12 protein-coding genes are annotated in these 12,213 nt (G+C 71.8%); 2 read left to right on the plus strand and 10 right to left on the minus strand.

The window, feature by feature from the left end; all coding sequences use genetic code 11:
- Positions 1–14: 14 nt before the first annotated feature.
- The 8 genes from ACIBCT_RS18625 to ACIBCT_RS18660 all read right to left on the minus strand — a co-directional run bounded on the left by ACIBCT_RS18625 (position 15) and on the right by ACIBCT_RS18660 (position 8,293).
- Positions 15–1,289 carry a glycosyltransferase family 4 protein gene (locus tag ACIBCT_RS18625; protein WP_399190006.1) on the minus strand — a complete coding sequence of 425 codons (1,275 nt, stop codon included), beginning with the start codon at positions 1,287–1,289 and terminating at the stop codon, positions 15–17.
- Complete coding sequence (locus tag ACIBCT_RS18630) at positions 1,286–2,581, minus strand: lipopolysaccharide biosynthesis protein (protein WP_399190008.1); 1,296 nt, start codon at positions 2,579–2,581, stop codon at positions 1,286–1,288. The genes ACIBCT_RS18625 and ACIBCT_RS18630 overlap by 4 nt, the downstream gene beginning before the upstream one ends.
- 79 nt (positions 2,582–2,660) lie before the next feature.
- Positions 2,661–3,965: a glycosyltransferase family 4 protein gene (locus tag ACIBCT_RS18635; RefSeq protein WP_399190010.1), complete on the minus strand. Its 1,305-nt coding sequence runs from the start codon at positions 3,963–3,965 to the stop codon at positions 2,661–2,663.
- Positions 3,962–4,723, minus strand: a complete 762-nt coding sequence (locus ACIBCT_RS18640; protein WP_399190012.1) for an NTP transferase domain-containing protein — start codon at positions 4,721–4,723, stop codon at positions 3,962–3,964. The genes ACIBCT_RS18635 and ACIBCT_RS18640 overlap by 4 nt, the downstream gene beginning before the upstream one ends.
- A complete protein-coding gene (locus ACIBCT_RS18645; RefSeq protein WP_399190014.1) occupies positions 4,720–5,385 on the minus strand; it encodes an HAD family hydrolase in 666 nt (221 codons plus the stop codon). The genes ACIBCT_RS18640 and ACIBCT_RS18645 overlap by 4 nt, the downstream gene beginning before the upstream one ends.
- Positions 5,382–6,662, minus strand: a complete 1,281-nt coding sequence (locus tag ACIBCT_RS18650) for a 2-phospho-L-lactate transferase CofD family protein (RefSeq protein WP_399190016.1) — start codon at positions 6,660–6,662, stop codon at positions 5,382–5,384. Before ACIBCT_RS18650 ends, ACIBCT_RS18645 begins: the two co-directional genes overlap by 4 nt.
- Positions 6,659–7,474: a glycosyltransferase family 2 protein gene (locus tag ACIBCT_RS18655; protein WP_399190018.1), complete on the minus strand. Its 816-nt coding sequence runs from the start codon at positions 7,472–7,474 to the stop codon at positions 6,659–6,661. Before ACIBCT_RS18655 ends, ACIBCT_RS18650 begins: the two co-directional genes overlap by 4 nt.
- Positions 7,475–7,549: 75 nt before the next feature.
- Complete coding sequence (locus ACIBCT_RS18660; protein WP_399190020.1) at positions 7,550–8,293, minus strand: hypothetical protein; 744 nt, start codon at positions 8,291–8,293, stop codon at positions 7,550–7,552.
- Positions 8,294–8,837: 544 nt separating this feature from the next.
- Here ACIBCT_RS18660 and ACIBCT_RS18665 point away from each other — a divergent pair.
- Both ACIBCT_RS18665 and ACIBCT_RS18670 read left to right on the plus strand, forming a co-directional pair.
- Entirely contained in the window at positions 8,838–9,650 is an 813-nt protein-coding gene (locus tag ACIBCT_RS18665; RefSeq protein WP_399190022.1) for a phytanoyl-CoA dioxygenase family protein, read from the plus strand.
- A gap of 84 nt (positions 9,651–9,734) precedes the next feature.
- Entirely contained in the window at positions 9,735–10,601 is an 867-nt protein-coding gene (locus ACIBCT_RS18670) for a GyrI-like domain-containing protein (RefSeq protein ID WP_399190024.1), read from the plus strand.
- A gap of 525 nt (positions 10,602–11,126) precedes the next feature.
- Here the strand turns inward: ACIBCT_RS18670 and ACIBCT_RS18675 are convergent.
- Positions 11,127–11,378, minus strand: coding sequence for a hypothetical protein (locus tag ACIBCT_RS18675; RefSeq protein ID WP_399190027.1), 252 nt, complete (start codon positions 11,376–11,378; stop codon positions 11,127–11,129).
- A gap of 507 nt (positions 11,379–11,885) precedes the next feature.
- A partial coding sequence (locus tag ACIBCT_RS18680; protein ID WP_399190029.1) for a hypothetical protein occupies positions 11,886–12,213 on the minus strand: 328 nt, incomplete at its 5' end.

A 12,213-nucleotide genomic window follows, 5' to 3' on the forward strand; every position in this document is an offset into this window, starting at 1 on the left:
CCGTGCCCTGCGGCTCAGGAGGAGCGCACCGGTCCCGGCCCGGCCGGCGTCCCTTCGAGCACGGCGCGGTAGACCGCGAGCGTCTCGTCGGCCGCCCTGCTCCAGCTCAGGCTCTCCCGGACGAACCTCTCCCCCCGGGCGCCGAGCGTACGGCGCAGTTCCGGGTCCGTCATGACCTCGATCACGACGCGGGCGATGTCGCCGGGGTCGGCGCTCCGGACGTAACGGACGGCGGGACGGTCGGGGTCGCCGAGGAAGATGCGGGAGAACCCGTCGCCGAGGATCGTGGGCCTGGCCAGTGCCATCGCCTCGGTGGCCACCAGGCCGAACGGCTCGAAGAGCGAGGGGAAGACGCAGGCGTCGGCCATCTCGTAGAACTCCAGGAGCGCCCGGCCGTCGACGAACCCGCCGGACGTCAGGACACGCCCCTCCAGGCCCGTCTCGGCGACGATCCGCGCCACCCCCGCGTCGTCGCCCTCCCCCACGATCACCAGGCGCAGGCCGGGAACGGCGGGCGCGATCGTCCGCATGGCCTCCAGCAGCGGGTAGACGCCCTTCTGGCGTTCGATGCGGCCGACGAACAGCAGCACCGGGTCCCCGGCGGCGATGCCGAGCCGGGCCCGCAGGGCGGCGGCCCCCGCGCGGAGCCCGTCGCGGTCGAACGCGGGGTCGGCGAGCACCCGCTCGTACGTGCCGCCCAGGCGCACGACGTCGATCGGCGTCCGGTCCCAGCCCGCGGCGATCAGCTCCGCGCGCACCTCCGGGGTGGCGACGACGACCCGCCGGGAGATCCGCGCCAGCCACCGTTCGACGGCGGCGAACACGTTCAGCGGGTCGTTGACGGTGCGCTGCGCCGCGACGCCGTACTCGGTGGTGTGCACGTGGAAGACGACCGGCAGCCGCAGCACGTAGTGGCAGAGCAGTCCGCACAGGAAGTTCGTCGAGTCGTGCACGGCGACCAGGTCGGGCCGCTCGTCCCGGCCCGCACGGCGCAGCCGCAGGAAGTACCGCCAGTTGCTGACCACGACGTTCAGCGCGAGCAGGGCGAACTCGGCGCCCCGGGTGCGGTTGAGCCGCCGGCGCCGGCCGATCGCGCCGAGGACGCGGCCGCGCGGGCGGTGAACGGTGACGCCGTCGCCCCGCTCGTGCACGGTCTGGTTGCCGTCGTTGAGCGTGAAGACGGCCAGCCGGTGGTCGCGGGCCAGGTACGGCGTGATCAGCTCGACGTAGCGGCCCAGCCCGGCGGTGATGTTCGGCGGATACTGGTTGATGACGCAGGCGATCCTCATCGCTCGGCCTCCCGGGTGGATGGGGTGACCGCCACCGGGCCGTCCGGCCGGTACACCCGGCCGACGGCGACCACCACGACGGCCACCAGGATGAGATTGCTGACGGCGAACGCCACCAGCCCGCCGACCAGCCCCCACCAGGCGATGAACGCCGCCTGGCAGGCGAGCGCGGCGGGCGTCCCGGCGGCGAGACAGGCGATGAACACCTTGGCGCCCCGCACCCCGTCCATGGACAGGGCGACGAAGTAGAGGTTGAAGACGGTGTGCAGGCCGATGCCCACGGCCGCCAGCGCCATCAGCCCGACCGAGTACGGGTACTCCTCGCCCATCACGAGGAAGAACACCAGGCTGGCCGCGAAGGAGAAGACCGCGGTGGCCGCCGCGACGGCCGGGGCGAGCCGCGCGATCCTGCGCATCAGGGCGGGCTTGGCCATCGTGGCCATCATGGGCAGCAGCACCAGGCCGATCCCGTCGATGAACACCACGCCGAGCAGTCGCTTGGGGAAGCCGTTGTACAGGGAGTACACGCCGACGTCGGCCCGTCCGGCCCAGTGGTTGAGGAAGATCACGTCGACGCCGAAGAGCACGGCGGTGAACGTGGCGATGACGGTCACGTACGCGCCGTGCCGGTAGAGCGACCTCGCGAGGGCCGGCGACCAGGAGCGCGGCGCCACCCCGGACCCGGCCACGGCCACGACGGCGAAGACGAGGTTGGTCACGATGAGCGCGCCCAGGTACACCTCGGCGTCCTCGATCCCCAGCGCGAGCAGGCAGTACGCCGAACCGGTCAGGTAGACGACGGCGACGGCCAGCTTGAGCCCGGCCACGAGCGTGAACCTCTTCAGCCCGCGCAGGAAGCTCTCGGTGAGCTGGTTCAGGGTCATCGACAGCGCCAGCGCCAGGCCGAAGGCGAGCGTACGGGTGTCGACGCCGAGCGCCGCGGTCAGCAGCGGCGCGGCCAGCATCCCGGCGGCGAACAGGACCGTCCCGAGCACCAGCGTCGACAGGAGCGCCGTCGTCACCAGGGCCGGCCGGTCCGCCGGTTCGGCGCGCGGCAGCTCCTGGAACATGACGTAGTTGAGGCTGGTGAGCATGCCGACGGTGGCGATCAGCGCGATCGACAGGACGACGGTGAAGTGGCCGAACGCGGCGGCGCCGATCCCCCTGGCGATGACCAGCGTGGTGGCCGCCGCGGTGCCGCTGGCCAGGGTGCTCACGATCGTGGGCCCGGCCGCCCAGCGGTGCCCGTCGACGAGCCGCGCGACGCGGGCACGCACGTCCTTACCGGCCATCACGCCGCCCCTCCGGTGCGGAACGCGCGGACGAGCCGCGCGGCGCGGGCGCGCACGTCCCCGGCCGGTCGCCGGCGCGTCACCGGGCCGGCTCGGCGTACGCGGCCGGAGCGAGCTCGGCGTACGCGGCCAGGGTGAGCTCGGCCGTCCGTGCCCACGTGTACCGCTCGCGGACGTGGGCGGCGCCGCGCTCGCCGAGCCGGGACGCGGCCCGCGGGTCGTCCAGGCACCGCAGCAGGGCATCGGCCAGCTCCCGCGGCGAGTCGTTCCCGCACCGGACCGCGCCGTCCCCCACCACCTCCGGGGAGTAGCCGGGGCCGACGACCACGGGCCGGGCCAGCGCCATCGCCTCGATCGCGACCAGGCCGAACGGTTCGTACGTGGAGGGGAACACGCACACGTCGGCGGCCAGGAAGTGGGCGAACACCTCGGCCGAGCCCAGGAAACGGTACCCGGCGACCACGTGGCGGCCGACGCCCGTCTCGTCGATCAGCCGTGCCACCTCCGCGTTCTCGCCGGTGCGCGGGGACTGCGCGCCGATGAGCACGATCCGCACGTCGTCGTGCTCCCCGGCGACCAGCGGAGCCGCCCGGATCAGGGTTCGGACGCCCTTGTGCGGCGACAGCCGGCCCGCGAACACCACGAGCCGTCCCTCGCCGCCGGGCAGGTGACGGCGCCGGACCTCCGCGCGGAGCCGGTCGCGCTCGTCACCGCCCAGAGCGGCCAGCCGCAGCAGCTCGGGGTCCTCGAAGCCGTGCGGGATGACCCGCAGCCGGTCGGAGGGCCATCCGCACGCCACGAGCTCGTCGCGCATCCCGGCGCTCGGCACCACGATCAGGCGTGCCGTCCGCGCCTGGGCGGTCTCCAGCGCGGCGATGCCGGCCGCCACCGCGGACCGGCGCCGGGTGGGGGCGGCGTTGAGCTCACGGCTGTGCACGTGGAACACCACCGGGGTGCGGGCGAGCAACCGGCAGAGGATCCCGGCGACGCAGCCCATCCAGTCGTGCACGACGACGACCGACCCCGACGACCGGGCGCCGGCCCTGATGATGCGGGCCGCGACCCGCACGTTGAACGCGAGGATCCCGATCAACCGGGTGATCTGCAGGACGGCCGCCGGTGCCCGGGTGAGGCCCTCGGCCCCGCCGCCGGGTACGCGCACCCGGTGCAGGGTGACGTCGCCGATCCGCTCCGTCCGCGGCACCGTGTTCCGCGTGGTGGCCCCGAACACCTCGACGGGCGTGCCGAGATGCCGCATGGCGGCCATCATCCGCTCGGCGTACCGCCCGAGCCCGCCGACGACGTCCGGCGGCGTCTCGGCGCAGACGACGTAGACGGGGCGCGGCCGGGCCGCGGGCTCGCTCGGCTCGCTCGGCTCGCTCATCGGCCGCCGGCCTCGGCGTCGCGCAGGTACGCCCGCCGGGCGAAGTCGAGGTCGTCCTGGGTGTTGATGCCGCGCGCCTCGTCGGGGTCGTCCACCGGCACCACGGTCAGCGGCCGGCCGGCCCGCGACAGGTGGGGAAGGAACGGCAGGAAGTTGACCTCACCGGTGAGGGCGCCCGGGGCGGCGTCGCGCAGGTAGCGCGTCCACTCCTCGCGCAGCCCGTCCGTGCCGAGGCAGAACACGCCGACGTCGCTGAGCCCGCCGGGACGGCACTCGTCGCCCTCGCGCGACTGCCGCACCCGCACCAGCGAGGAGCCGTCGGCCTCGTACTCGACGTACGGGTCCGCCATCGGCACCAGCGGGATCGTGAGCCCGCCCGCCCGGTGGGCGTCCACGACGCGGCCGACGGTCGCCGGGGACAGGTTCGCCTGGTCCCCCCAGACCACGAGGATCGCGTCGTACGCCTCCCAGTGCGGGGCGGCGCCGAAGATGGCGCCTCCCATGCCGGTCGGCTCGTCCTGGACGCTCACCGAGACGGCGCCGCTCTCGATCTCCCCGGCCGCGAGGTCCCGGAAGGGGGCCTCGCCCTCGGGGGAGACGACGACGTGGACGTGCTCGGCCCGGGGCCGCAGCCGCCGGTGGAGCAGGTGCCAGACGGTGACGCCGCCGGCGACCTCGACCATGATCTTCGGGATGCCGAAACCGAGCCGGGTGCCACGCCCGGCCGCCGGGATCACCGCGCAGACGCGCTCACTCACCGCTGCTCCTGGTGCAAGAGGGACACGATCTCGTCGAGGTCCGGTACGGCGATCGCCCCGGCCGCGGGCTCGGCGGCGTGGACCTGGAGCGTCACCAGCCCGGCGCCGACCGCGGACGCCACCCCGTGCGCGGAGTCCTCCACGACCACGGCGTCGGCCACGTCGACGGCCCAGCGACGGCAGGCGTACGCGTAGAACTCCGGGTCGGGCTTGCTCACCGGGACGTCGTCGCTGGTGAGCACGGCCCGGAAGCAGCCGTCCAGGGAGCGGGCCGCCAGGACCCGCTCGACCGACCCGCGGCTGCCGCTGGTGACCAGGTAGAGGGTGCGGCCGTCCCGCGTGAGCCGGTCGAGGAGGCGGCGGGCGCCGGGCAGCACGTCGACCATTCCCGCCTCGGCGTACTCGCGGTAGAGCCCCTGCTTGCGCCGGGCCAGCCGTCCGGCCGCGACGGCGTCGCCGGGGACCAGGCGGGAGGCCACCTCGGCGGTGCTCGCGCCGGCGTGGTCGGCGTACCGGAACGAGGCGAGCGCGCCGGGCGCGATCTCCGCGATCGCCTGGCGGAACGCGGCCTCGTGCGCCGGGCACGAGTCCACGAGCGTGCCGTCGAGGTCGAACAGCCACGTCCGGCGACCGGCGACCACGCTCGCCCGCGACGGGATCACTCGGCCCCCGCCAGTGCCGCCTCGCCGCAGATGGCCGTCAGGGCGTCGACCGTGCTGCGTCCGCCGTGCACGCCCGGACGGCCGGGATCCTCCAGGTCGGCCGTGACCCACCGCGCCCCGGCCCACTCGCCGCAGTCGATCACGGACCGCGGCACCGGGGGCACGGCCGGCAGGCCGTCCGACGGCGTGACCGGGCGGGGGCACAGGACATGGGTGACGGTGCGCCGCTCGTTACGCGGGTCGCCGAGGTAGGACAGGGTGAGGTCGACCAGGTCGGGCGCGGTCAGCCCCTGGATGTCGTGGTCGTCCCGGGCGTTGACGACGAACACCTTGGCCACGGCCCGGCTCGCCGCGATCGCGTCCGCGACGCCCGGCGTCAGGTAGCTCGGCAGGAGCGACGAGTGCGGGGTGCCCGGCCCGTACACGAGGAGGTCGGTGTCCCTGATCGCCTCCAGCGCCTCCGGGTTCGGCGTGAGGTCGGCGCGGTGACGGGCCAGGACCTCCCGCACCCGCGCGGCGGGCAGCGCCTCCAGGTCGGCCCGGTGGTGGGGGCCGATCGGCCGGCGGAGCAGGAACAGGTCGGTGATCGGCTCGTCGTCCTGCGGCGCGACGATGTCGGCCTCGTCGGCCAGGAGGCGGCCGTTCCGCTTGAGCGCGGCCAGGAAGGCGTTCTCGCCGCCGGTCACGTTCAGCAGCCGGACCGGGGAGCCAAACGTGCGGGCGCAGGAGCGGACGGCGGCGTTGAAGTCCTCCCCCGTGCGGAGGTACGCGCCGGCGAACACGAGGTTGCCGAGCGCGCAGTCGCCCAGGTCGATCCCGTACGGTTCCGCGCCGAGCCGGCCCGCGAACAGGCGCAGGTCCCGCGTGATCTCCTCCCGCGCCTCGGGCCGCAGCGCGTCGAACGGCGTACCGGGGACCGGACCGGACGGCGGGCGGCCCGCGTGCCGCCCGGACGAGGCGATCTCGTCGATGAGGTCCCCGAGGCGCTCCGGCGTGGTCCCGGCCGGAAGGCGATGTTCGAGGACGGAGATCAGCGCGGCCTGCTGCGGATCGCCGCGGTCCAGGTGGAGCAGGCAGTTCTTGCGGAAGTCGGACGGGCCGAGCATCCCCGGCAGGTACCGTCGCAGCGCGCCGGTGGACATCCCGTTGTCGTACCCGTTGATCACCAGGGACAGGTCGAGCCCGGGGATGTCCAGCAGCCGGCGCGCGATGCTGGCCCCGCCACGCCCGCCGCTGAACATGGTGACCGAGCTCAGGGGGCGTGGACGAGTGCTCATCGGATCTCCTCGGTCACACGGGACGTCACCGGCCGTGGCGGGGGCGCCCCGGACGGGTCCGGCGCGCGCAGGACCCCCCGGCGCAGCAGCCAGTTGCGGTATCCCACGTAGCCCACGAACAGCGCCCGGTCCCGCGCTCCCTTCCAGAACCGCCACCCGCGGCTGCCGCCGCCGCGTTCCCGGTGCTCGATGGGGAGCTCCGTCCAGGTGTGGCCCAGCTCGGCGACCTTCGCCGTGATCTCCGTCGAGCAGTTCATCCCGCCGGACTCCAGCGGCAGGGCGCGGAACAACGGGCCGCTGACCACCTTGAAGATCGAGTTGAAGTCGCGGTAGCGGGTGCCGAGCAGGGTGTTGCTGACCGCGCCGCTGGCCGCCGATCCCCACCGGTACGCCAGGCCGTCGGCCTTCCTGATCCGCGCGCCGGAGAAGGCGAGCGCCTCACCGGCCTGGATGCGCGGGATGAACGTGTCGAGGTTGGCTATCGGGAACTGGCCGTCCGAGTCCAGCAGCACGACCCAGTCCAGCCGGGTGTGGGCGATCGCGGCGGCGATCGCGGCGCCCGCGCCCCGGTTGCGGTCGAACGAGACGACGACGAGTTCGGGGCAGTCGGCCTGCAGATCCTTGAGGATGGCTCCGGTCGCGTCGGCGCTCCCGTCGTCGCACACGACGATCTCCCACGTGCCGACCGCCGGGTGCCGCTCCAGGTAGTCGCGCCACTCCGTCACCGCCGCCACGATGTTGTCCGCCTCGTTGTACGCGGGCGCCGCCACCGAGATGTCGACGGTGCGGGCCCCGACATGCGTGTTCGGCAAATCTCATCTCCCGTAAGGGCTTCGGATGCGGGCGTGACGGCCAGGACGAGACGGCCGCCGGAGCCGGTTACCGGACTACCGGACCGGCGTGGGCTCCCCGGCCCCCAGCAGGCGGGTGATCCAGCGGTCCAGGGGGAGCAGGTTGATCACGACGGCGATCGGGACGTGCGCGAGGGCGAACAGGATGGTCGCGCCGTACGAGATCGGACCGCCGGTGAACAGGTTGATGTGGGGCGCGTCGATGACCGGAGGGATCGCCACCGGGTTGACGGCGAACCACATGAGGTCGAGGAACCCCGAGAACAGGATGACGACACCGGTCGCCATGATCTTCAGGCAGCGCCCCGGGCTGCCGCCCCCGATCCGGTAGGCGGCGGCGACCGTCAGGACGATCGCCGGATAGAACAGCATGTACAGGTGCGTGTAGAAGACGTCGCCCTGCGCGCGCGAGACGTCGCCGTAGTAGAACCAGCTGATCCTGGGGATCAGGTAGCCGGTGAAGAAGACGAACGGGATGTAGACCAGCCACTGCAGACGCTGCGACACCCACGGGAAGAACGCGATGGCCACGCACAGGCAGGCGAACGCGAGCAGTTTGGCCGCGAGCTCCCCCGCCGTCTGGGTCTCCCGCCCGTGAGGGGTGGCCAGCCAGACGAAGGCGGCACCCGCCGCACCGGCGACCAGGGCCGTCCACCACAGGTGCCGGGCCCACCGACGCTGCCCGCGCAGAACGACGTCGGCGACGTTCCCGGGTAGGGTCGTGGTGACGTTCCCGTCCAGAAGCGACGGGGACGGCGGGCTTTCGTCACGTGCCGTCATGGAGAATCGGTACCTTTCTTCCAGACGACGGGTGATCCGAGATGGTTCATGAGCCCCGGCCACCGGCAACGGGAGCGCTCCCACTCAGTATGGCAGCAACCTCCCCAATGGTGCCTAAGTATATAAAAATGGGATCTTTCTAAGCATCGTTCTCCGGAAGAGGGATTCAGAGATGCGCACGAATCCCCAGGTGAAAGGTCATAGAAAATTCAACTGCCGAACATATTCCTGGACGGAGAGTCCAACATGTGGGCCCCCGCCGAATGGTGATTCCGCAACTCGACTTTCGGACAATTCGTCGCGCGTTCCGTAAGGAACGTGCTTCTCCGCCCGGAGCGCCGCCCCTTCGCCTACCGTGCGTGACCGTCGGGCCCCGTTCCCGGCGGCGTACGGATACGACACGGGCCCGTCCCGCGTCGAGAGCGAGGTGCTCTCCGGCCGGCGGTCACCTCCGGTCTCCCCGCAGGGGGCTCGGCGGGCACCCGACAAAGGCGGTGCGGGAAATGTCGGGCGGCCGGGACCGGTGTCGTCGCACGATGGTGGCATGGACGACACGACCTTGGTATCCCGCTTCCTCCGCGACGGCTTCGTGAAGGTGGAGGGCGCCGTCGCGCCGCGCGTGGCCGCGGACTGCGCGCGGCTGCTGTGGCGGGAGACGGGCTGTGACCCGGACGATCCGGCGACGTGGACAAAACCCGTGCACTGGGTGCCCGGCCTGGCGCAGGGGCCGTTCGCCGCCGCGCCCAACTCCCCGTTCCTGCACCACGCGTACGACCTGCTCGTCGGCGCGGGACGCTGGGAGCCGCGCTACTCGCTGGGCACGTTCCCGCTGCGCTTCCCGCACGAGGAGGAGCCGGACGACGCCGGCTGGCACATCGAGGGGAGCTACCTGCCGGAGGGCGAGAGCTGGTACTTCACGAACCTGCGCTCCCGGGGCCGGGCCCTGCTGATGCTGTTCCTGTTCAGCGAGGTCGGGCAGGAGGACGCCCCGACCAAGATCCGCGTCGGCTCACACCTCGACGTGCCGAAGGTGCTGGAGAAGTACGGGGAGGACGGGGCGAGCGGGCTGACCCTCGCGCCCGATCTGGTGGCCGCGTCCGACCACCGTCCGCTCGCCCTCGCCACCGGCTCCCCGGGTGACGTCTTCCTGTGCCACCCGTTCCTGGTGCACGCGGCCCAACCCCACCATGGGGTACGGCCGCGCTTCATGGCCCAGCCCCCGCTGATGCCGGCCGCGCCGTACGAACTGGAGCGGGCCGACGGCGCGTACTCACCCGTGGAGATCGCGATCCTCCGGGGCCTGGGACAGGACGTCCCCGGCCCGGACGGGGACGGCACCGACCACGACGCCGGGTAGGGGACACCGCTCGATCGCTCACCCCGGCGAACACCTCCGATCACGGCACTAGCGTGGTGCTCGTCGATCGGAAGGGGACCGGGCGTGCTGGAGCGGCTGAACCAGGCCATGGAACACATCGAGCGCCATCTCGACCGGACCGTCGAGGTGGAGGAGGTGGCACGCATCGCCGCCACCTCGGAGTACCACCTGCGCCGGATGTTCTCCGCGCTCGCGGGCATACCGCTGTCGGAGTACATCCGGCGCCGTCGCCTCACCCTCGCGGGCGCCGAAGTGCTCGCGGGGCGGGAGACACTGCTGGAGATCGCGGTGCGCTACGGCTACGGCTCCGGCGAGGCGTTCGCACGGGCGTTCCGTGCCATGCACGGCATCGGACCCGGCGAGGCCCGGCGTACCGGCGCCGCGCTCAACTCCCAGTCCCGGATGACCTTCCGCCTCACCATCGAAGGGCGGAGCAGCATGCGATACCGCGTCGTGGACAAGGCGGACTTCACCGTCGTCGGCCTCAAGACCCGGGTGCCACTGGTGCACGCGGGGCCGAACCAGGCGATCATCGACTTCGTCCGCGGGATCGACCCACGGACCCTGGAACGCCTGGAGGAACTGTCGGACCAGGAGCCGCACGGCATCGTCGCGATCTGCGACGACCTGGACCCCAGCCGCGCCGAGGGCACCGACCTCGACTACTACCAGGGCGTGATCACCTCCGTGGCCGCTCCGGAGGGCATGACCACGCTGGCCGTCCCGGCCGGCACCTGGGCGGTCTTCACCACCTCCGGGCCGGTCCCGCAGGCCATCCAGGAACTGTGGCGGGACGTGTTCACCGAGTGGTTCCCGTCGAACCCGTACCGCACCCGCACCGGCCCCGAGATCCTGCGCACCTGCCTGTCGCCGGACAGGACCGAGGCCGACGCCGAGCTGTGGCTCCCGGTGGAACCCGAGCACGGCTGAACGAAGCGGCATGGACGGACCGCCCTCGCCGCGTACGTCCTCTTCTCGCGGCGGGGCGGGGTGCCCGGACCGACCTGGATCATCCATCAAGCTTCCGCTGTCGTTCCGATCCGGTGTCGAAGAGGGCCGTCAGGTAGGCGTCAGACCCGAGGTCACTGTCCCGCAGGAGGGAGAACACCTCCGTGCCCTGCCCGATCGCGGCATCGAAGATCCTGAAGGACTGCGCGAAGTGCAGGTACTCGAAGCCCTGCCCGTCGGCGTACTCGGCCGCCTCCCGCTCGGCCAGCAGGATCGCCGCCTCGGCCGAGCCGGCCCGCCACAGGGTGACGCGTTCCTCGTACGTGTTCCGAGCGTCCCACCGGAAGAGACAACGGAAGCGGTGTGACCGGAGACATCGCCTCTCGTCTCTTTGATCTCAACGGAGAGCGCAACGACCCCGAGAACACCATCGGGCTGATCTGAGGATCGGCCAGAAGCTCCGCGACCCCTTCGGAGAAATGGCACGGCCATCCCTCCGCTTGGGGTTCACTCAAGGGGCAGTCCTTGCTGCCCTCGGCGGGCAAGGACGTCATCGAGCGTGGCGACGGGCAAGGTACCCTCCAGCGCGGCCCTACGGATCTGGTCGGCCTCGGGATCTGTGTCGAGCATCGCCTCACACCACCAACGACGCAGGATCGTCTCCACCTGATCCAGAGATGCTGTCCCGAGCTCCCGGTAGAACTCCATCCGCCGACCACCCTGCAGGGCCTCAGCGATCCCATCAACGGTGCGCTCCACCCGGGGCTCCCGGGGAGCGTGCGGATGGACAGGCTGAGCAGTCATACCGTGAGAATAACCAGAGGGGAGGCGTCACATCGGGAAAAGGCGCGATGGATTCCAGAACCGAGCATGCCCCTGACCGCGCACATCACCTGTTCAGAGAGCTTACGGACGCAGAACCGACCAGGAGACCCGGCTTCGCGGAAGCGCTCCGAGCACTCCGCGAGCAGCAGTCCACCGAACGCTCCGACCGCCGGAACGACGGGAGGAGCACGGCCTCGGACGAGTCGACTACGTTGCGGTACGGACACGACAAAGGCCCTCCGGGATGATCCCGGAGGGCCTCTGACCTGGAGCCGCCTTGGGGAATCGAACCCCAGACCCCTTCATTACGAGTTAGAACACGATCGTCCAGGACCGTCCACGGTCGTCTTCCGGGCCTGCTCAGACGGGGTTCACGAGCTCCCTCGGTCATGGTCGTCCAGGTCCGTCCAGACCTGCTTGTTAGCATCGGCGTTAGCAAGATCACCAATCGTTGGAGTCGTAGGTCTCGGGGTCGTGGGCGCTCTGCCAGATCGCTTCATCGGTCTTGGCAGCCTGGCGCTGGCGCTGGCGGTTCTGGTACTCGGGGGTGCCGGCGGTGTTGGCCCTGGCGCGCATGAACTTGCCTTGCTGCGCCCGGAGTGCTCGCTCCTCCTGAGTGACCTTCAGTGTCTTCCCCTCTTTCTCGGCCGCGGCTCGCTTAGAGCCGCTAACACAATGAGTTCTGCTGTGCTTTGATCTCTCGCTGTAGCGATGGTGAGAGGGGTGGCGGGTGGCGCGGCTAAAGCCGTGGGAGGTCAGCGACGAGTTG

This window comes from Streptosporangium sp. NPDC050855, assembly GCF_044456585.1.
GTDB lineage: Bacteria > Actinomycetota > Actinomycetes > Streptosporangiales > Streptosporangiaceae > Streptosporangium > Streptosporangium longisporum.